This window comes from Kluyvera chengduensis (assembly GCF_044197065.1).
GTDB classification, from domain to species: Bacteria; Pseudomonadota; Gammaproteobacteria; order Enterobacterales; family Enterobacteriaceae; genus Kluyvera; species Kluyvera ascorbata_C.
Genome location: NZ_JBIQOI010000010.1, coordinates 102624 through 121853, shown reverse-complemented (window position 1 = coordinate 121853; position 19230 = coordinate 102624). Strand labels below are relative to the sequence as shown.

The 19230-nt window shown below is 54.9% G+C and carries 18 protein-coding genes; 6 read left to right on the top strand and 12 right to left on the bottom strand.

Going from position 1 to position 19230, the window contains the following annotated elements; all coding sequences use genetic code 11:
* Nucleotides 1-23 precede the first annotated feature (23 nt).
* From tsgA to ACH1XZ_RS20080, 5 genes are all read left to right on the top strand, one after another.
* Nucleotides 24-1205, top strand: a complete 1182-nt coding sequence (gene tsgA, locus ACH1XZ_RS20100) for an MFS transporter TsgA (protein ID WP_395596895.1) — start codon at nucleotides 24-26, stop codon at nucleotides 1203-1205.
* A gap of 389 nt (nucleotides 1206-1594) precedes the next feature.
* Nucleotides 1595-4138, top strand: a complete 2544-nt coding sequence (gene nirB / locus ACH1XZ_RS20095) for a nitrite reductase large subunit NirB (protein WP_395596894.1) — start codon at nucleotides 1595-1597, stop codon at nucleotides 4136-4138.
* Nucleotides 4135-4461, top strand: a complete 327-nt coding sequence (gene nirD, locus ACH1XZ_RS20090) for a nitrite reductase small subunit NirD (protein ID WP_035894394.1) — start codon at nucleotides 4135-4137, stop codon at nucleotides 4459-4461. Before nirB ends, nirD begins: the two co-directional genes overlap by 4 nt.
* 142 nt (nucleotides 4462-4603) lie before the next feature.
* A complete protein-coding gene (gene cysG, locus ACH1XZ_RS20085) occupies nucleotides 4604-5977 on the top strand; it encodes a siroheme synthase CysG (protein ID WP_395596893.1) in 1374 nt (457 codons plus the stop codon).
* Between the two features lie 236 nt (nucleotides 5978-6213).
* Nucleotides 6214-6387, top strand: a complete 174-nt coding sequence (locus tag ACH1XZ_RS20080) for a DUF4223 family protein (RefSeq protein ID WP_333495588.1) — start codon at nucleotides 6214-6216, stop codon at nucleotides 6385-6387.
* Between the two features lie 65 nt (nucleotides 6388-6452).
* Here the strand turns inward: ACH1XZ_RS20080 and trpS are convergent, their stop codons facing one another.
* The 12 genes from trpS to ACH1XZ_RS20020 form a co-directional block, all read right to left on the bottom strand.
* Nucleotides 6453-7457 (bottom strand): tryptophan--tRNA ligase, encoded by a 1005-nt coding sequence (gene trpS / locus ACH1XZ_RS20075; RefSeq protein ID WP_395596892.1) that lies wholly within the window; start codon nucleotides 7455-7457, stop codon nucleotides 6453-6455.
* Nucleotides 7450-8211 (bottom strand): phosphoglycolate phosphatase, encoded by a 762-nt coding sequence (gene gph / locus ACH1XZ_RS20070; RefSeq protein WP_395596891.1) that lies wholly within the window; start codon nucleotides 8209-8211, stop codon nucleotides 7450-7452. The genes trpS and gph overlap by 8 nt, the downstream gene beginning before the upstream one ends.
* A complete protein-coding gene (gene rpe, locus ACH1XZ_RS20065; RefSeq protein ID WP_185668978.1) occupies nucleotides 8204-8881 on the bottom strand; it encodes a ribulose-phosphate 3-epimerase in 678 nt (225 codons plus the stop codon). Before rpe ends, gph begins: the two co-directional genes overlap by 8 nt.
* Nucleotides 8882-8915: 34 nt before the next feature.
* Entirely contained in the window at nucleotides 8916-9749 is an 834-nt protein-coding gene (gene dam, locus ACH1XZ_RS20060; protein WP_395596890.1) for an adenine-specific DNA-methyltransferase, read from the bottom strand.
* A 111-nt stretch (nucleotides 9750-9860) separates the two neighbouring features.
* Complete coding sequence (gene damX / locus ACH1XZ_RS20055; protein WP_395596889.1) at nucleotides 9861-11150, bottom strand: cell division protein DamX; 1290 nt, start codon at nucleotides 11148-11150, stop codon at nucleotides 9861-9863.
* Nucleotides 11151-11234: 84 nt separating this feature from the next.
* Nucleotides 11235-12329 (bottom strand): 3-dehydroquinate synthase, encoded by a 1095-nt coding sequence (gene aroB, locus ACH1XZ_RS20050; RefSeq protein ID WP_395596888.1) that lies wholly within the window; start codon nucleotides 12327-12329, stop codon nucleotides 11235-11237.
* A gap of 56 nt (nucleotides 12330-12385) precedes the next feature.
* Entirely contained in the window at nucleotides 12386-12907 is a 522-nt protein-coding gene (aroK, locus tag ACH1XZ_RS20045; protein WP_035892101.1) for a shikimate kinase AroK, read from the bottom strand.
* Nucleotides 12908-13188: 281 nt separating this feature from the next.
* On the bottom strand, nucleotides 13189-14421 hold the full coding sequence (gene hofQ / locus ACH1XZ_RS20040) for a DNA uptake porin HofQ (RefSeq protein ID WP_395596915.1): 1233 nt from the start codon (nucleotides 14419-14421) through the stop codon (nucleotides 13189-13191).
* Nucleotides 14303-14686, bottom strand: a complete 384-nt coding sequence (locus tag ACH1XZ_RS20035) for a HofP DNA utilization family protein (RefSeq protein ID WP_395596914.1) — start codon at nucleotides 14684-14686, stop codon at nucleotides 14303-14305. Before ACH1XZ_RS20035 ends, hofQ begins: the two co-directional genes overlap by 119 nt.
* 43 nt (nucleotides 14687-14729) lie before the next feature.
* Nucleotides 14730-15197 (bottom strand): HofO family protein, encoded by a 468-nt coding sequence (locus ACH1XZ_RS20030; protein ID WP_395596887.1) that lies wholly within the window; start codon nucleotides 15195-15197, stop codon nucleotides 14730-14732.
* On the bottom strand, nucleotides 15184-15723 hold the full coding sequence (locus tag ACH1XZ_RS20025) for a PilN domain-containing protein (RefSeq protein WP_395596886.1): 540 nt from the start codon (nucleotides 15721-15723) through the stop codon (nucleotides 15184-15186). Before ACH1XZ_RS20025 ends, ACH1XZ_RS20030 begins: the two co-directional genes overlap by 14 nt.
* On the bottom strand, nucleotides 15720-16499 hold the full coding sequence (locus ACH1XZ_RS20020; protein WP_395596885.1) for a pilus assembly protein: 780 nt from the start codon (nucleotides 16497-16499) through the stop codon (nucleotides 15720-15722). Before ACH1XZ_RS20020 ends, ACH1XZ_RS20025 begins: the two co-directional genes overlap by 4 nt.
* A gap of 119 nt (nucleotides 16500-16618) precedes the next feature.
* Between ACH1XZ_RS20020 and mrcA the strand changes: the two genes are divergently transcribed.
* The gene (gene mrcA, locus ACH1XZ_RS20015; protein ID WP_395596884.1) at nucleotides 16619-19171 is read left to right on the top strand and encodes a peptidoglycan glycosyltransferase/peptidoglycan DD-transpeptidase MrcA; all 2553 of its coding nucleotides are present in this window, start codon (nucleotides 16619-16621) and stop codon (nucleotides 19169-19171) included.
* Nucleotides 19172-19230: the final 59 nt, after the last annotated feature.

Below are 19230 nucleotides of genomic sequence, written 5' to 3'. Positions count from 1 at the left end.
ACACAACTATTCACAGGCCAGTCATGACTAACAGCAATCGTACCAAGCTCACATGGATCAGCTTCTTCTCCTACGCCCTTACCGGTGCGTTGGTTATCGTCACCGGGATGGTGATGGGAAATATCGCCGATTACTTTAATCTGCCCGTTTCCAGCATGAGTAACACCTTTACCTTCCTGAACGCTGGGATCCTGATCTCTATTTTCCTCAATGCCTGGCTGATGGAAATCGTCCCGCTGAAAACTCAGCTGCGTTTCGGCTTCATTTTGATGGTATTAGCGGTTATCGGGCTGATGACCAGCCATAGCCTGGCGCTATTCTCTGCGGCGATGTTCGTGCTGGGCCTGGTCAGCGGTATCACCATGTCCATTGGTACTTTCCTGATCACCCATATGTATGAAGGTCGTCAGCGCGGCGCGCGTCTGCTGTTTACCGACTCCTTCTTCAGCATGGCCGGGATGATCTTCCCAATGCTCGCCGCCTGGCTGCTGGCGCGTACGATTGAGTGGTACTGGGTTTACGCCTGCATCGGCCTCATCTATGTCGCTATCTTCGTGCTGACCCTGGGCTGCGAATTCCCGGTTCTGGGCAAGAAAGCACAAACCAGCGACCAGCCGGTAGTGAAAGAGAAATGGGGCATCGGCGTGCTGTTCCTGTCCATCGCTGCGCTGTGCTACATCCTGGGTCAGCTGGGCTTCATCTCCTGGGTACCGGAATACGCCAAAGGTCTGGGCATGAGCCTGAACGACGCGGGCCAGTTGGTGAGTGATTTCTGGATGTCCTATATGTTCGGTATGTGGGCCTTCAGCTTTATTCTGCGCTTCTTCGACCTGCAGCGTATCCTGACCGTTCTGGCCGGTATCGCGACCGTGATGATGTACCTGTTCAACCACGGCGAGCCGCAGCACCTGGCCTGGTTCATTCTGACTCTGGGCTTCTTCTCCAGCGCTATCTATACCTCCATCATTACGCTGGGTTCGCTGCAGACTAAAATCGCCTCACCAAAACTGGTTAACTTTGTTCTGACCTGCGGCACCATTGGCACCATGCTGACCTTCGTGGTCACCGGGCCTATCGTTGCCCACAGCGGCCCACTGGCAGCGCTGACCACCGCCAACGGTCTGTACGCTGTGGTGTTCGTGATGTGTCTGGTTCTGGGCTTTGTAAGCCGCCATCGCCAGCATGCGGTGAGCGCTTCTCACTAATCTGCCGCGCCCCTTTTCGGTGTGAAGAGGGGCAAGCTGCTGCGCTCCCTTTCCGTTGTAGGCCGGATAAGCGAAGCGCCATCCGGCAAAGTGCCACAGAGCGCCGGATGCGCTTCGCTTATCCGGCCTACAGGATGTGGGCTGAGGATACCTAAAACCTCTTTCAAAGCTAACAAACACCTCCCCCTCTCCTTTCGCCGGTTTTTCACTCTTTTTGCTCAAAAAACACACAGACCATAAAGTTGAGTATTTTCCGCAACTTACAAAACCACTTAAAAATCATCACGCTACTCATTAAGGGGTAGGTAAAGGCTAAATTGATTTGTATCAATAATCCCAATAGCTGAATCGTTAAGGTAGGCAGTATTAGAATAGAAATCGAGGCAAAAATGAGCAAAGTCAGACTCGCAATTATCGGTAACGGCATGGTCGGCCACCGCTTTATCGAGGATCTTCTCGATAAGTCCGACGCCAGCCAGTTCGATATCACCGTCTTCTGTGAAGAACCCCGCATCGCCTACGACCGCGTACACCTCTCCTCCTACTTCTCCCACCACACGGCAGAAGAGCTGTCGCTGGTGCGTGAAGGTTACTATGAGAAGCACGGCGTGAAGGTGCTGGTCGGTGAACGCGCCATCACCATCAACCGTAAAGAGAAGGTGATTCACTCCAGCGCAGGCCGTACCGTCTTTTATGACAAGCTGATCATGGCGACCGGCTCCTATCCGTGGATCCCGCCAATCAAAGGGTCTGAAACTCAGGACTGCTTCGTTTACCGTACGATTGAAGATCTGAACGCCATTGAAGCCTGTGCCCGCCGTAGTAAGCGCGGCGCGGTAGTCGGCGGCGGCCTGCTCGGCCTCGAAGCAGCCGGCGCGCTGAAAAACCTCGGCGTGGAAACCCACGTCATTGAGTTCGCTCCAATGCTGATGGCTGAACAGCTTGATCAGATGGGCGGCGAACAGCTCAAGCGTAAAATTGAAAGCATGGGTGTGAAAGTTCACACCAGCAAAAACACCAAAGAGATTGTTCAGGAAGGCGAAAACGGCCGCAAAACCATGCGTTTTGCCGACGGTAGCCAGCTGGAAATCGACTTCATCGTCTTCTCTACCGGTATTCGCCCACGCGACAAGCTGGCCACCCAGTGCGGCCTGGAAGTCGGCCAGCGCGGCGGTATCCTGATTAACGACAGCTGCCAGACCTCTGACCCGGATATCTACGCTATCGGCGAATGCGCCAGCTGGAAAAACCGCGTCTACGGCCTGGTCGCACCGGGTTATAAAATGGCGCAGGTCGCCGTTGATCATATCCTCGGCACGCCAAACGCCTTCCAGGGCGCGGATATGAGCGCCAAGCTGAAGCTGCTGGGCGTAGACGTCGGCGGTATCGGCGATGCGCACGGCCGTACGCCGGGCGCGCGCAGCTACGTCTATCTCGACGAAAGCAAAGAAGTCTACAAACGTCTTATCGTAAGCGAAGACAACAAAACCCTGCTCGGTGCGGTATTGGTTGGTGATACCAGCGACTACGGCAACCTGCTGCAGCTGGCGTTGAACGCTATCGAACTGCCAGAAAACCCGGATTCACTGATTCTGCCAGCGCACGCCAGCAGCGGTAAACCGTCTATCGGCGTCGATAAACTGCCGGACAGCGCGCAGATTTGTTCCTGCTTTGACGTCTCTAAAGGCGACCTGATTGCCGCTATCAACAAAGGCTGCCACACCGTTGCCGCACTGAAAGCCGAAACCAAAGCCGGTACCGGCTGCGGTGGCTGTATCCCGCTGGTGACTCAGGTGCTGAACGCCGAGCTGGCGAAGCAGGGTATCGAAGTCAACCACAGCCTGTGCGAACACTTCGCCTTTACCCGTCAGGAGCTGTATCACCTGATCCGCGTAGAAGGCATCAAAACCTTCGACGAACTGCTGGCGAAATACGGTAAAGGTTACGGCTGCGAAATTTGTAAACCAACCGTCGGTTCTCTGCTGGCCTCCTGCTGGAATGAATACATCCTGAAGCCACAGCACACGCCGCTGCAGGACACTAACGATAACTTCCTGGCGAACATCCAGAAAGACGGTACCTACTCCGTGATCCCACGTTCTGCGGGCGGTGAAATCACCCCGGAAGGTCTGGTCGCCGTGGGCCGTATCGCGCGTGAATTCAACCTGTACACCAAAATTACCGGTTCCCAGCGTATCGGCCTTTTCGGCGCGCAGAAAGATGACCTGCCAGAAATCTGGCGTCAGTTGATTGAAGCCGGCTTCGAAACCGGTCATGCCTATGCCAAAGCGCTGCGTATGGCGAAAACCTGCGTAGGCAGCACCTGGTGCCGTTATGGCGTCGGCGACAGCGTAGGCTTCGGCGTAGAGCTGGAAAACCGCTACAAGGGCATTCGTACGCCGCACAAGATGAAGTTTGGTGTCTCTGGCTGTACCCGTGAATGTGCGGAAGCTCAGGGCAAAGACGTCGGTATCATCGCCACCGAGAAAGGCTGGAACCTTTACGTCTGCGGTAACGGCGGGATGAAGCCACGCCATGCAGACCTGCTGGCCGCTGACCTCGACCGCGATACTCTGGTGAAATACCTCGACCGCTTCATGATGTTCTACATCCGCACCGCCGATAAGCTGACGCGTACCGCGCCGTGGCTGGATAACCTGGAAGGCGGTATCGACTACCTGCGTTCCGTTATCATCGACGACAAATTGGGGCTGAACCAGCACCTGGAAGAAGAGATCGCCCGCCTGCGCGAAGCATTCGCCTGCGAATGGACCGAGACCGTAAACGACCCGGCCGCCCAGGTACGCTTCAAACACTTTATCAACAGCGAACAACGTGACCCGAACGTCCAGGTCGTGGCAGAACGTGCCCAGCACCGCCCTGCTACACCGTATGAACGTATTCCGGTCACTCTGGTGGAGGAAAACGCATGAGCCAGTGGGTAAATATCTGCAAGATTGACGCTATTCTGCCAGCAACAGGCGTCTGCGCGCTGCTGGGCAACCAGCAGGTTGCCGTGTTCCGTCCGTATGCCGACAACCAGGTCTTCGCCATCAGCAACATCGACCCCTTTTTCGAGTCGAGCGTGCTGTCTCGCGGCCTGATTGCCGAACATCAAGGCGAACTGTGGGTAGCAAGCCCGCTGAAAAAACAGCGCTTCCGCCTGCGTGACGGCCTGTGCATGGAGGACGAAAGTCACTCCATTCCACATTATGAAGTTCGCGTTAAAGATGGCCAGGTGCAGCTGAAAGCCTGATCGTTTTAGGCATAAGTAATACCAAAAACTTATGACCTTAAAGGGGTAACAGCGGGAAAATTCGTATATTCCATACGATGACTGCTGTTATCCTTACCCGCATTATTCATCCCCGCATTTATCTATTCCGTGAGGTTGCCCCTTGGATCACTTACCTATCTTTTGCCAACTGCGCGATCGTGACTGTTTGCTGGTCGGCGGTGGCGATGTCGCCGAGCGTAAAGCACGTTTGCTGCTGGATGCGGGCGCTCGTCTGACGGTAAACGCGCGGGATTACGTTCCACAGTTCCACGTTTGGGCCGAGGCGGGCATGTTGACGCTGGTGCAAGGCGATTTTCAGCCTACGCTGCTCGACCCTTGCTGGCTGGCAATTGCCGCGACCGATGATGACGCAGTGAACCAGCAGGTCAGCGACGCCGCGGAATCTCGACGTATCTTCTGCAACGTGGTCGACGCACCAAAAGCGGCGAGCTTTATCATGCCGTCAATTATCGACCGCTCTCCGCTGATGGTCGCCGTCTCCTCCGGCGGGACTTCACCGGTACTGGCACGCCTGCTGCGCGAGAAGCTAGAAGCGCTGCTGCCGCAGCATCTTGGACAAGTTGCCGCCTATGCAGGAAAGCTACGTTCACGGGTGAAAAAACAGTTCGCCACCATGGGTGAGCGTCGCCGTTTCTGGGAAAAGCTGTTTGAAAACGATCGTCTGGCGCAATCGCTGGCCAACCAGGATCAGCAGGCCATTGAGGACACCACAGAACAACTGCTGAACGCGCCGCTGGATCATCGCGGTGAAGTGGTGCTGGTTGGCGCTGGTCCAGGTGATGCCGGGCTGCTGACCCTGAAAGGCCTACAGCAGATCCAACAGGCAGACGTGGTGGTTTACGACCGCCTGGTCTCCGACGACATTATGAATCTGGTTCGCCGCGACGCCGACCGCGTGTTCGTGGGTAAACGTGCTGGCTACCACTGCGTACCGCAGGAAGAAATTAACCAGATCCTGCTGCGCGAAGCTCAGCAGGGTAAACGCGTGGTGCGTCTGAAAGGCGGTGATCCGTTTATCTTTGGCCGCGGTGGTGAAGAGCTGGAAACCCTGTGCCATGCAGGTATTCCCTTCTCCGTTGTACCCGGCATTACCGCCGCTTCCGGCTGTTCTGCCTACTCGGGTATTCCGTTGACCCACCGCGACTACGCCCAGAGCGTGCGTCTGGTCACCGGACACCTGAAAACCGGCGGTGAGCTGGACTGGGAAAACCTGGCGGCAGAAAAACAGACGCTGGTGTTTTATATGGGTTTGAACCAGGCCGCCACCATCCAGCAAAAGCTGATTGAACACGGTATGCAGGCTGATATGCCGGTAGCTATTGTCGAAAACGGTACCGCCATTAACCAACGCGTGGTGGATGGAGAGCTGTCGCAGCTTGGTGAACTGGCTGAGCAGATGGCAAGCCCGGCGCTGATTATCGTTGGCCGCGTGGTAGGGTTACGTAATAAGCTGAACTGGTTCTCCCACCATTAATCCATTTTCAAACTTTTTATATGCGCTATAAGATATTTATAGCGCACTTCTCTTTGTTTTCTTTCATTTATTTCCGATCGTTAGATTAAATTAATTTATTTTTAATTAGTTAAGCGACTAACTAATTTGACTCAATATTTAACTTTAAGCTTATATATTAAGGGCTTAATTCACGCATGTATTAAAGCATATGGAATTATGCATAAATAAAATTATTTAATTAAAAGGGATTATAAATGAAAAACATGTTAAAAGCTGCGGCAGTACTGCTGGCGCTGTCTACTCTGACAGCTTGCACCGGTTCCATCCAGAACAAAAAAGATAATTGCTCATACGACTATTTACTGCATCCAGCCATTTCCATTTCTAAAATTATTGGTGGCTGTGGCGACGCGGCACAGGCTGAATAATAATATTCACCCCTATAATAAAAAACCGGGATATATCCCGGTTTTTTTATTTATCAATACCGCTATTACGGCTTAGCCACGAAACCAATCGCTTCATATACCGCTTTCAGCGTTTGTGAAGCACGTGCGCTGGCTTTATCAGCACCGTCTTTCATGATTTTCTGCAGGAATGCTTCGTCATTGCGGAAGCGATTATAACGCTCCTGCAGCTCAGTCAGCATACCGGAAACGGCTTCTGCCACTTCACCCTTCAGGTGGCCATACATCTTGCCTTCAAAGTGTTTTTCCAACTCAGGGATGCTCTGGCCGGTGACGCCGGAAAGGATATCCAGCAGGTTAGAAACGCCCGCTTTCTCTTTCAGGTCGTAACGAATAACAGGCGGCTCTTCGGAGTCGGTCATCGCGCGTTTGATCTTCTTAACCACGGATTTCGGGTCTTCCAGCAGGCCAATCACGTTGTTGCGGTTATCGTCAGACTTGGACATCTTCTTCGTCGGCTCAAGCAGTGACATCACGCGCGCGCCGGACTTAGGAATAAACGGCTCAGGTACTTTGAACACATCACCATAAATGGCGTTAAAGCGCTGGGCGATATCGCGGCTCAGCTCTAAATGCTGCTTCTGGTCTTCACCAACCGGCACCTGGTTAGTTTGATACAGCAGGATATCTGCCGCCATCAGCACCGGGTAGTCAAACAGACCGGCGTTGATGTTTTCCGCGTAGCGAGCGGATTTATCTTTGAACTGGGTCATACGGCTCAGCTCACCGAAATAGGTGTAGCAGTTCAGCGCCCAGCCCAGCTGTGCATGTTCCGGCACGTGAGACTGTACAAAGATGGTGCTTTTTTCCGGGTCAATACCGCAGGCCAGATACAGCGCCAGCGTGTCCAGCGTCGCTTTACGCAGCGCCTGTGGGTCCTGGCGGACGGTAATCGCATGCTGATCCACGATGCAGTAGATGCAGTGGTAGTCGTCCTGCATGTTGACCCACTGACGCAACGCACCCATGTAGTTACCGATGGTCAGTTCACCTGACGGCTGTGCGCCGCTAAATACGATGGGCTTAGTCATGTTCTGATTCCTGATGTTCACTGTGCGCAAACCCGAGAGCGGGCAGCAGTTCATTAAAGTGGTCGAAGATAACATCCGGCTCGCTGAGCGCGATGGCTTCGCCATAGTTATAGCCGTAGGTCAGGCCGACGGAGACAAAACCCGCCGCCTTAGCTGCCTGAATATCGTTACGGGAGTCGCCAACGAACAGCAGCGTTTCCGGTGCCTGAGCCAGCTTCTCCGCGACTTTCAGCAGCGGTTCCGGATGCGGCTTCTTGTTCTGCACATCATCGCCGCCAATCACCACGGTGAAGTAGCTGGCGATACCTAAAGATTCGAGAATCGGGGCCACAAACGGCGTCGGTTTGTTGGTCACCAGCGCTAGCGGCAGGCCGTTAGCATGCAGCGCAGCCAGGGTATCGGCCACGTGAGGGAACAGGAAGCTGCCCTCTTCGGCGAACTCGGCGTAGTAGCGATCGAACAGGCGACGCAGCACGCGAAGCTGCTCGTCCTGGGGGATATCGTGGCTATCCACCGAAGGTTTACCCTGAGCGGCACGCTGGCTCGCCCGTTCCTGACGAGCCCAGTTGAGCGCGCGTTCCATCAGAACATCAGCACCGTTACCAATCCAGGTGACAACCCTGTCTTCACCTGCAACTGGAAGCTCAAGCGCGTAAAGTGCGCTATCAACGGCGGCGGTGAGCCCCGGCGCGCTGTCTACCAGCGTGCCATCGAGGTCAAACGCGACGCCGCGAATGGTCTGCAATTTATCCATGACTTACCTTTGCCAGTTCACTGCGCATTTCATCAATGACTTTTTTGTAGTCTGGTTGGTCAAAAATCGCCGAGCCGGCAACAAACATGTCAGCCCCAGCCGCGGCGATTTCACTAATGTTGTTTACCTTCACACCACCGTCCACTTCCAGGCGGATGTCATAGCCGGACTCATCGATGCGACGGCGCACTTCGCGCAGTTTATCGAGGGTATGAGGAATAAAGGATTGGCCGCCGAAGCCTGGGTTAACTGACATCAGCAGAATGACGTCGAGCTTATCCATTACGTAGTCAAGGTAGGTCAGCGGAGTTGCCGGGTTGAACACCAGGCCCGCTTTACAGCCGTGTTCTTTAATCAGCTGCAGCGTGCGGTCTACGTGTTCAGAAGCTTCAGGGTGGAAAGTGATAATGCTGGCACCTGCAGCGGCAAAATCAGGCACCAGACGGTCGACCGGTTTCACCATCAGGTGAACATCGATGGGTGCGGTGATACCGTAATTACGTAGCGCTTTCAGCACCATCGGGCCGATGGTCAGGTTCGGTACGTAATGGTTATCCATAACATCGAAATGAACCACATCCGCCCCGGCAGCCAGTGCGCGGGCAGTATCTTCGCCTAAACGGGCAAAATCGGCCGACAAAATTGAAGGGGCAATCAGGTACTGTTTCATCCGCATCTCCTCAGAGCCTATCCATTAGGGTCTTTTAACGTTGTTTTTTTCCAGGCGGGCGGTATAGGGCCAGCAGTTCGTCCACCTTTTTACGTGTGCCGCCGTTGCGGCTAATGCTGCGTCGAACCTTTACGGTATACGTTTCCGCCGCATTTTTGTACCACTCCAGCGTCAGCGGCGTACGGTGATTTGAAATCAGCACGGGAATTCGCTTCGCCACCAGCTCTTCGGCTTTGTTCGCCAGAAACGCCTGTTGTTCGAGGCTAAAGCTGTTGGTGTGATACGCCGTGAAGTTCGCCGTCGCCGAGAGCGGTGCATACGGCGGGTCGCAATACACAACAGAGCGTGCATCCGCACGCGTCATGCAGGTTTCATACGACTCGCAGTAGAACTCGGCATTCTGCGCCTTCTCGGCGAAGTGACGCAGTTCCGCTTCCGGAAAATAAGGTTTCTTATAACGACCAAACGGGACGTTAAACTCGCCGCGCAAATTGTAGCGGCACAGGCCGTTATAACCGTGGCGGTTGAGATATAAAAACAGCACTGCGCGCTGGAACAGATCGGTACTGCGGTTGAACTCTTCACGCAGTTGGTAATAGCGGTCAGCGTCATTGTTCTCAGGCACAAACATAGCGCGCGCCCGGTCGATGTACTCATCGGAACGGGTTTTGACTATTTTGTAGAGTTCGATGAGGTCGCTGTTAATGTCAGCAAGAATATAACGCGAAAAATCGGTATTCAGGAATACCGATCCAGCACCAACAAAGGGTTCAACCAGACAATCGCCAGCAGGCAGATGATCTCGAATATCGTCGAGCAGAGGATACTTGCCTCCCGCCCATTTCAGAAAAGCGCGATTTTTTTTCATGCGGCCTGACTAATTACACTTTCTCCGGCTGTGGAGAAAGCTCCGACAGCATCCTGCGCTTCTATCCCCGAACCGCACACGACGGTACGGCTCGGGTTATCTTGATAACGATTATTTCAGGTCAGTCTGTACCTGATGCAGCGGTTTCGCCCATGGGTTTTTCGCCTGGACGTCAGCTGGCAGCGAGGTGACAGCACGCTTCGCATCATCTTTTGATGCGTAGATGCCGCTAACCAGCACGTACCACGGCTGACCGTTGCGTGAGGTTTCATACACCACGTAGTTTTTCAGATTCTCTTTCTTCGCCCAACCGTTCAGGTTGTTGTAGTTAGATGAAGAGCTGAGCTGCAGCGTGTAATGTGAGCCTGAAGCCGTTTTCAGCGAGTTTACGTCACCCGCAGATTTGCCCGTAGCTGACGCCGCAGGTGCTGCCGTGGCAGCCGTAGCCGCTGGCACAGTCGTGGTCGCTGCCGGTTTCGCGGTTTCGGTAGCTGCTACAGGCGCTTTCACCGGTGCTGCAGTCGCTGCAGTTTCAGTGTGCTTCGGCGTGGTAACGACAGGCTTCGCTTCAGTAGCAGGTTTGGTTTGCGTCGCCGACGCGGTCGTTTTCGCCGTTGCCACTGGCTGTGGCTTCGCTTCGATAACCGCATGTTTACGTTCCGGACGCGGTGTGGTCGCCGTCTGACGAGGCGCTTCCGGTGCGGTGACGGCCGGGCGAGAACCATTGCGGATTGGCGCGACGGTTGCCGGTTCAGTTGGCAGCGTGGAGTTAACAACGGCGTTGTCAATCTGGCCCTGCTGCTGTGTCAGCGCATTATTCAAGTCGCCCTGAACTTCAACGCGCTGCTGTCCGTCCGGTGCAGTCGTTTCCTGGCCCTGAGTTGGGGTAGAGGAAATCGGCGGCAGAGAGACATCCTGTTGCTGCTGCGGGTTGTTTTCCTGCGCAGGCTGAGTCGTGTTGGCCTGATCGGTATTGGTATCACCAGAAAGCGAAATGCTCTTCTCAGAAGAGGCGCTCTGGTCAGCAGGAGACGGCGCTTTCAGTGCCGAACCGATACCCACAATCAGCACCAGTAATACCACAACCCCCAGACCCATCATGATGTACTGACGGGAAGCAGGTTTGCGCGGTGCAGCGGCTTTACGTTTACGCGGGCGGCGCTCTACCACTTCCTCTGCATCGCCTTCATCGGCTTCATCAGATTCATAGTATTCGTCTTCCGGCTCAGCTTCTTCACGCGCTTTGCGACTACGGGACGGACGACGCTCATCAGCATCGAGATCCACATCATCAAAATTGATCTGTGGCTCGCTGTCACGATCGGAAGACTGACGAGAGCGACCAGTACGACGATCGCTGGGATCGGGTTTCAGCTCGTCTTCTGGTTTAAATTCATCCATTTAACACCCCACTAAAAGGCTTATGCCACGACAATTGCATATCACCTGAAGTTAAAACACCGCGCGAACGCGGCTTGACCTTTCTTATAGTTGCGCTTGCTGAGTATCAGCAATAGCGCCAAGAACCACATCGTGAGATACGCCACCGCGTACTTCACTCTTCCCGATGGCCAGCGGCAGCACTAACCGCATTTCACCAGCGAGAACCTTTTTATCTCGCATCATGTGCGGCAGATATGCCTCTGCCGACATTTCCTGCGGACCGGTAACCGGCAGGCCTGCACGCTTGAGCAACGTAATAATACGCTGCGTGTCTTCGGCAGCAAACTGCCCCAGACGTTCTGATGCATGCGCAGCCATCACCATACCTGCCGCAACGGCTTCACCGTGCAGCCAGTTGCCGTAACCCATCTCGGCTTCGATCGCATGACCGAACGTATGCCCAAGATTGAGTAAAGCACGTAACCCGGTTTCGCGCTCGTCGGCTGCCACAACATCCGCTTTCAGCTCACAACAACGACGAATACAGTACGCCATCGCTTTTTCATCCAGCGCCATCAGCGTATCGATGTTTTCTTCCAGCCAGTCAAAGAACGGCGCATCAAGAATGATGCCGTATTTGATCACTTCAGCAAGACCGGAGGAGAGTTCGCGTTTCGGCAACGTTTTCAGGCAATTCAGGTCAACCACCACGGAGGCTGGCTGCCAGAATGCGCCGATCATGTTTTTGCCGAGAGGGTGGTTGACCGCGGTTTTGCCGCCAACCGAAGAATCCACCTGAGACAGCAAGGTGGTAGGAACCTGAATAAAACGCACGCCACGCTGATAGCTAGCCGCAGCAAAACCGGTCAAGTCGCCAATAACGCCGCCGCCTAAAGCAACGAGAGTCGTATCGCGACCGTGCGGTTTTTGCAAAAGCGCAGTAAAGACGGTGTCCATGACGGCCAGGCTTTTATACTGTTCGCCGTCTGGCAGAATGACGCTATCAACCTTCACGCCCGCCTGTTCAAGCACAGACCGGACCTGGTCCAGATAGAGCGGTGCCAGCGTTTCGTTGGTGACCAGCATAACCTGATCGCCAGACTTGAGCGGTAAGAAGGAAGCTGGATCGTTAAACAAACCAGCCGCGATGGTTATCGGGTAACTACGTTCCCCGAGAGTTACAGTAAGCCTCTCCATAACGCGACGTCCACCTTAGTTACTTTTATTCGCTGGCGTTCTATTCTGGGCCAGTATTAGTTGCTTTCCAGCATATGGATAATCTGGTTAGCGACAACTTTTGCGCTCTGATCGTCAGTACGGATAGTGACATCCGCAATCTCTTCGTACAGCGGGTTACGTTCGTCAGCCAGCGCTTCAAGCACTTCACGCGGAGGCGTTTCGACCTGCAGCAGCGGGCGCTTTTTATCACGCTGAGTACGTGCTAGCTGCTTTTCAATGGTCGTTTCCAGATAGACGACGACGCCACGAGCGGAGAGACGATTGCGCGTTTCACGTGATTTTACAGAGCCACCGCCTGTTGCCAGAACAATACCCTGCTTTTCCGTTAACTCATTGATGATTTTTTCTTCGCGGTCACGGAAACCTTCTTCGCCTTCGACATCAAAGACCCAGCCCACGTCAGCGCCTGTTCGTTTCTCAATCTCTTGATCAGAATCGTAAAATTCCATATTGAGCTGTTGAGCCAGCTGGCGCCCAATGGTGCTTTTGCCGGCACCCATAGGCCCAACCAGAAAGATATTGCGTTTCTCTGCCATTTTTTTGGTACTACTAAGACTATTCGTTAATGATAAATCCGCGCCGCAGTCGTTCGCGCGTCGCTGGACATGAACTGAAACCTCTTATGCAATAGAGCGAGAGTCAGACTGAAAATTATCTCAATACTCCGGCTGGTTTGGCAACAGATTAAATCAGCAGACTTCAGGAGGAAGGAATGTTATTCACTGACGCTCAAATCGGTACTCCTTGTATGCTAAATCCGGCCCCACGTCAAACTTGGGAAACACCTTATTCACCAAATCAGCACGTTTACCCGTCGCTACTGCACAGAAATAATACGCGGGGTGATAAACACCACCAGCTCGCGGCGCTCATTGTCCTTCCCATCATGACGAAAAAGATGGCCCAACAAGGGGATATCACCCAGCAACGGGACGCTATCGCTGGCGTTCTTATTCTTCTGCGAAAAAATACCGCCCAGCGCCAGCGTGTCACCGCTTTTGACCTCAACCTGGGTTTCAATCTCCTGCTTGTCAATCGCCAGCACTTCGCCGTCCGCCTGCTGTAACACCTGGCCGGGCATGTTTTCACTGATGCGCAGCTTCAGGCGAACGCGATTATTTTGCAGCACAGTGGGGGTAACTTCCATGCCAAGCACGGCCTCTTTAAACTCCACCGAAGTCGCCCCGCTTTCACCGCTGGAGACCTGGTAGGGGATCTCGCTACCTTGTTTGATACTGGCAGGTTGCAGGTGCGAGGCCAGCAATCTCGGGCTCGCGATAATATCCACCTTCTGTTTTTGCTCCAGCGCCGAGAGTTCAAGCTCAAGCAGGCGTCCATTGATTTTTCCGATATTGAAACCGGTACGCGCCGTCGCATCGGGGACGGAGAGCGCGCTGCTTAAGGTCGTGATTTGTCCGGAACCAGAAGAACCCGCAGCATCAGCAAGATTCCACTTCACCCCTAATTCTCGTAGGCTGGTTTCGTTGATGGTCACAATATGCGCCGCCAGTTCGACCTGCCCCACAGGGATGTCCATCTCCTTCACCCACGCTTCCAATACCGGAAGATGCTCTCGGTCATCGCGGACAATCAAGCGGTTAGTACGCTTATCAACGGTGATCGCGCCGCGCGAGCTCAGCAATTTATCGCCCGCTTTCGCCAGCTCACTGGCATCAGCATAGCGCAGTACCAGGCTGCGATTCATCAGCGGCAGCGCCAACTGGCGTTTCTCTTTTTCCTGCTGCACCTGCGCCTGCTTTTCTTCACGCCAGCGCTGTGAGTGGACGTAATAGACGCCATTCTCCTGGCTTAGCGCCAGCGCCATACTATTGATGACCGTTTGTAGCGCCTGCTGCCACGGCAGGTTACGTAGCTGGAGAGAGAGCGTTCCCTGTACGTCGGGGGAAATCACCATATTTTTCTGCTCCAGGTCAGCGAGACTCTGAAGCAGCTGTACGACTGGTACGTCGTCCACTACCAGCGTGATGTTTTTCGCTGGGCTCAACGCTGGCAGCAGCAGCGTCAGTACGAACAGGCTTATCCTTTTTATCATTCGTCGTTCCTTCTCTTTTCCATTGCCAACGCTGGGGCTCACACCCCGCTCCCGTCTCCACGGTCAGGCTATCTAATGTTAGTGCTTTAATTCGCCAGCCCGCGCTGAGCGTCTGCCCTGCTTCAACTCGCTGCCAGCGACCGTCGCTATCCTGCATCAAGCCTATCAAACGCCGCGCGGATTGCGTTCCGCCCCGATAGTGCCAGTTGGCAAGCTGCGCGGTCTGGCAGGTGTCTATTGCAGGGGCAAATGGATCCCGCATGCCGCAAAGCAGCGGGACGATAAGTAATAAAAGAAGCGCGCGTTCAGGATTCATCGCTACGCACCAGCTGTAACGTAAAACGCAGCGCATCGTTATGCGCCATTAGCACGAAGGCCGTGACCTGCATACCGCGTTCGGTGAGCAGAGGAAAGGTTGAGGGAACAGATTGCCAGGGGGTTTCCAGCGACATTTCACCGCCTGCATCTGTAGGTTGCCACCCCGTGAGATGGGCTCCCGCACGCTGAAAATCAGCCGGGGTGAACGGTAACGTGTTTTTCTCACCCAGCACTGGCGTTGACAACATCTCCGCTCTGGTACGCATAACACGCTGTAAAATAGCTAGATATTTTTGGTGCTGAGCCAACTGCGCGCTACGACGTTGCTCAGCATCACGATAAGCCTGATGCCCCGCCAGGTATCCCCCATATGCGGCGAGCAGAATAGCCAGAAAAGCCCCCATCCTCACTTTAATTACCGGGGATAACCGTTTGATGCACTCAAGGGAGGACATAGTCAGCCTCCTCACGCAAGGAATACTGGAATAACCAGCGTCCAGTGTTCTCCCGCTCGATTTTTTCTATTGGCTTAAGGTGGAATCCGGGAATGGCGCGAAGCGTCTTTTCCACCTCACCCAGCGCAGAAAACTGCGTTAAAACGCCCGAGAGCGACAGCGTACCGTCACGATAGCTGAGCTCTCTCAGCCAGGCCGAAGCAGGGAGATGTTCTGCCAGCGCCTGCAACCGCAATGCCCAGGCCTCCGTCGCTCGCCGGGAACGCTGACGCTTCCTGAGAACAGACTGCCGTTGCATTTCCATCTCCAAAGACTGCTCTTTTCGCGCCAGTTGCTGGGCTACCTGCTGCTCAACAGACGTATGTAGGTCGCTTATCGCCCCAGCAGAAGACCAGCCCTCGCGCATGATTAGCGTTAGCGCAAAGGATACCAGCCAGAGCCCGCCTACCATCAGGCTCCAGCCGCGTAGCTGCTTCTGAAAGTGCATCTGCCGCCAGGGAAGGAAGTTCACCAGAGACGCCTTCATGCCGGGACCCCCATTGCCAGCGCAAGCGCCACGGCAAAATCATCGCCATTAACAGGAAGTGGGGGATGTTTCTGCACGACCGCGCTCCAGGGGTCGAAGCATCGTTCTCCAGCGGCGAGTGCTGAGCAACGCACCAGGCGCTGCGGGTTGATACTCAGCCAATCAGCCAGTTGCGTCAGCGACCGGGCGTCTTGAAATAGACAGTGCCCCCAGCCTTCCCGGCTCGCCCAGAGCCACTGTTGGTGGTCAGGCCAAACCAAAACCGCATCCTGTACCTCTGACTGTGTGACCAACGCCTGTAACGCGCAGGCATCCGGTGTAATGCTTGTCACCTGTAGACGTAACGTCTTTGCCAGGTGCTGCAAGCGAGCGACATCACCTTGCTGCGCGGCAGTCACATTCCAGCACACTGCGGATTCCGCCAGATGATAGTCAAAGCAGAGCGCGTCGGCGTTCATTTCAAGCTGCTGTGACATCGCGCTAGCAATCCACTGCATTTGCTCGGCGTCACGCAGCGTCATTGACGCCAGAGGGAGGTTTTTTTGTAACGTTCTATTGGCGGGAAAGGCAACGCGGACCGCATGCTGCCAGGGTAACTCACGCCGCCACGGTTTGAGCAACTCCAGCAGCGCCGCATCATCCTGTTGCGCTGACGGCGGTAGCGGTAATTGCCACCAGCGGCGTAGCCCCCAGCCGCTGCGCGTTCGCTGAAGGGCGACGATAAAGACGTTATCCTCCTGAATATGAAGACCCATTTGCCAGCATCTGAAAGCCATTTCACGATTATCCTTACGTCACCTCACAGTGACGGCTATATCAATGCATCAGGCTTGCCTTTATACTACCGCGCGTTTGTTTATAAACTGCCCAAATGACACTTAATGGGAAATCTCCGGTGAAGTTCGTAAAGTATTTATTCATCCTTGCAGTCTGTTGCATTCTGCTGGGAGCAGGCTCGATCTACGGCCTCTACAAATATATTGAGCCCCAGTTGCCCGACGTGGCGACGCTCAAAGACGTGCGCCTGCAGGTGCCAATGCAGGTTTATAGCGCGGACGGCGAGCTTATTGCGCAGTATGGTGAAAAACGCCGTATTCCAATGACCCTCAACCAGATCCCACCAGAAATGGTGAAAGCGTTTATTGCGACCGAGGACAGCCGTTTCTACGAGCACCACGGGATTGACCCGATTGGTATTTTCCGTGCGGCAAGCGTGGCGATGTTCTCTGGCCACGCCTCGCAGGGGGCAAGTACCATTACCCAACAGCTTGCGCGTAACTTCTTCCTCAGCCCTGAAAAAACGCTGATGCGTAAAGTAAAGGAAGCGTTCCTTGCCATTCGCATTGAGCAACTGCTGAGTAAGGACGAGATCCTTGAGCTGTATCTGAACAAGATTTACCTCGGCTACCGCGCCTATGGCGTCGGCGCAGCCGCGCAGGTCTATTTCGGTAAACCCGTCGACCAGCTCAGCTTAAGCGAAATGGCGGTGATTGCCGGTCTGCCGAAAGCCCCGTCGACCTTCAATCCGCTCTACTCGTTAGATCGCGCCACCGCCCGTCGCAACGTGGTGCTGTCGCGTATGCTGAGCGAAGGCTATATCACCCAGGCGCAGTACGATCAGGCGCGTAACGAAGCGATTGATGCCAACTACCATGCCCCAGAGATTGCCTTCTCTGCACCGTACTTAACGGAAATGGTACGTCAGGATATGGTCAAGCAGTACGGCGAACAGGCCTATGAAGACGGCTATCGCGTGTACACCACCATTACCCGCAAAAATCAGCAGGCGGCTCAACAGGCGCTGCGCAATAACGTGATGGACTACGACATGCGCCACGGCTACCGTGGCCCGTCCAACGTACTGTGGAAAGCCGGTGAAGCCGCGTGGGATAGCAAGAAGATTCGCGCTTCGTTACGCCCGCTGCCATCCTATGGCCCGTTAGTACCGGCTGTCGTCACCGCGGCGAACCCGCAGGAAGCGACCGTCGAACTGGCCGATGGCACTTCAGTGTCATTAGGCATGGAAGGCATGCGCTGGGCGCGACCATACCGTTCGGACACGGCACAAGGCCCAACGCCGCGTAAGGTGACCGATGTCGTCGCCGCGGGGCAGCAGATCTGGGTGCGTCAGAACGGCGATAGCTGGTGGCTGGCTCAGGTGCCGGACGTTAACTCCGCGCTGGTTTCCATCAACCCACAAAACGGCGCCATTATTGCGCTGGTAGGCGGGTTTGATTTCAACCAGAGCAAGTTTAACCGTGCGACCCAGGCGCTGCGCCAGGTGGGTTCTAACATCAAACCATTCCTGTACACCGCTGCAATGGATAAGGGCTTAACGCTCGCCAGTATGCTCAACGACGTGCCTATCTCCCGCTGGGATGCCGGCGCGGGTTCTGACTGGCAGCCGAAGAACTCCCCAGCGCAGTATGCCGGCCCAATCCGCCTGCGTCAGGGTCTTGGACAGTCGAAGAACGTGGTGATGGTGCGCGCGATGCGTGCGATGGGCGTTGATTACGCCGCGGAATATCTGCAACGCTTCGGCTTCCCGGCGGAAAACATCGTGCATACCGAATCGCTGGCGCTGGGTTCAGCCTCGTTTACCCCGCTGCAGGTCGCTCGCGGCTATGCGGTGATGGCCAACGGCGGCTTCCTGGTCGACCCGTACTACATCAGCAAGATTGAAAACGATCAGGGCGGCGTGCTGTTTGAAGCGAAGCCGAAAATCGCCTGTCCTGATTGCAATATCCCGGTTATCTATGGCGATACGCAGAAGTCTAACGTGCTGGAAAACAACGACGTGGAAGACGTTGCCGTTTCTCAGATGCCGCAGAACGCTACTGTACCGATGCCAGCGCTTGAACAGGCTAACCAGCAGTTGGTCGCTCAGACCGGTGCCCAGGAGTACGCACCACATGTGATTAACACTCCGCTGTCGTTCCTGATTAAAAGCGCGCTGAACACCAACATCTTTGGCGAACCGGGCTGGCAGGGTACCGGCTGGCGCGCTGGGCGCGATCTGGGTCGCCGTGATATTGGCGGAAAAACCGGGACCACCAACAGTTCGAAAGATGCCTGGTTCTCCGGCTACGGCCCAGGCGTAGTGACCTCTGTGTGGATTGGCTTTGACGATCACCGTCGCGATCTGGGACGTACGACGGCGTCTGGCGCCATTAAGGATCAAATCTCCGGCTACGAAGGCGGCGCGAAGAGCGCGCAACCGGCGTGGGATGCCTTCATGAAACAGGTTCTGGCCGGGGTTCCGGAGCAACCGCTGACGCCGCCGCCGGGCGTGGTGACGGTCAATATCGACCGCAGCACCGGGCAGTTAGCCAACGGTGGCAGCAGCCGTGAGGAGTACTTCATCGACGGGACACAGCCTACGCAGCAGGCGGTTCACGAGGTGGGGACTGAGATAATTGATAACGGGGAAACCCACGAGTTGTTCTAAGAAAAAGGCGCCATCGGCGCCTTTTTTATTGCTGACTTTAGCTCCGGCTCCGGAGCCCT

What these genes read in the sequence shown, in the direction of transcription:
- tsgA (WP_395596895.1), top strand. Translation starts at nt 24, where the DNA reads ATGACTAACAGCAATCGTACCAAGCTCACATGGATCAGCTTCTTCTCC.
- nirB (WP_395596894.1), top strand. Translation starts at nt 1,595, where the DNA reads ATGAGCAAAGTCAGACTCGCAATTATCGGTAACGGCATGGTCGGCCAC.
- nirD (WP_035894394.1), top strand. Translation starts at nt 4,135, where the DNA reads ATGAGCCAGTGGGTAAATATCTGCAAGATTGACGCTATTCTGCCAGCA.
- ACH1XZ_RS20080 (WP_333495588.1), top strand. Translation starts at nt 6,214, where the DNA reads ATGAAAAACATGTTAAAAGCTGCGGCAGTACTGCTGGCGCTGTCTACT.
- trpS (WP_395596892.1), bottom strand. Translation starts at nt 7,457, where the DNA reads ATGACTAAGCCCATCGTATTTAGCGGCGCACAGCCGTCAGGTGAACTG.
- gph (WP_395596891.1), bottom strand. Translation starts at nt 8,211, where the DNA reads ATGGATAAATTGCAGACCATTCGCGGCGTCGCGTTTGACCTCGATGGC.
- rpe (WP_185668978.1), bottom strand. Translation starts at nt 8,881, where the DNA reads ATGAAACAGTACCTGATTGCCCCTTCAATTTTGTCGGCCGATTTTGCC.
- dam (WP_395596890.1), bottom strand. Translation starts at nt 9,749, where the DNA reads ATGAAAAAAAATCGCGCTTTTCTGAAATGGGCGGGAGGCAAGTATCCT.
- damX (WP_395596889.1), bottom strand. Translation starts at nt 11,150, where the DNA reads ATGGATGAATTTAAACCAGAAGACGAGCTGAAACCCGATCCCAGCGAT.
- aroB (WP_395596888.1), bottom strand. Translation starts at nt 12,329, where the DNA reads ATGGAGAGGCTTACTGTAACTCTCGGGGAACGTAGTTACCCGATAACC.
- aroK (WP_035892101.1), bottom strand. Translation starts at nt 12,907, where the DNA reads ATGGCAGAGAAACGCAATATCTTTCTGGTTGGGCCTATGGGTGCCGGC.
- ACH1XZ_RS20035 (WP_395596914.1), bottom strand. Translation starts at nt 14,686, where the DNA reads ATGCGGGATCCATTTGCCCCTGCAATAGACACCTGCCAGACCGCGCAG.
- ACH1XZ_RS20030 (WP_395596887.1), bottom strand. Translation starts at nt 15,197, where the DNA reads ATGTCCTCCCTTGAGTGCATCAAACGGTTATCCCCGGTAATTAAAGTG.
- ACH1XZ_RS20025 (WP_395596886.1), bottom strand. Translation starts at nt 15,723, where the DNA reads ATGAAGGCGTCTCTGGTGAACTTCCTTCCCTGGCGGCAGATGCACTTT.
- ACH1XZ_RS20020 (WP_395596885.1), bottom strand. Translation starts at nt 16,499, where the DNA reads ATGGCTTTCAGATGCTGGCAAATGGGTCTTCATATTCAGGAGGATAAC.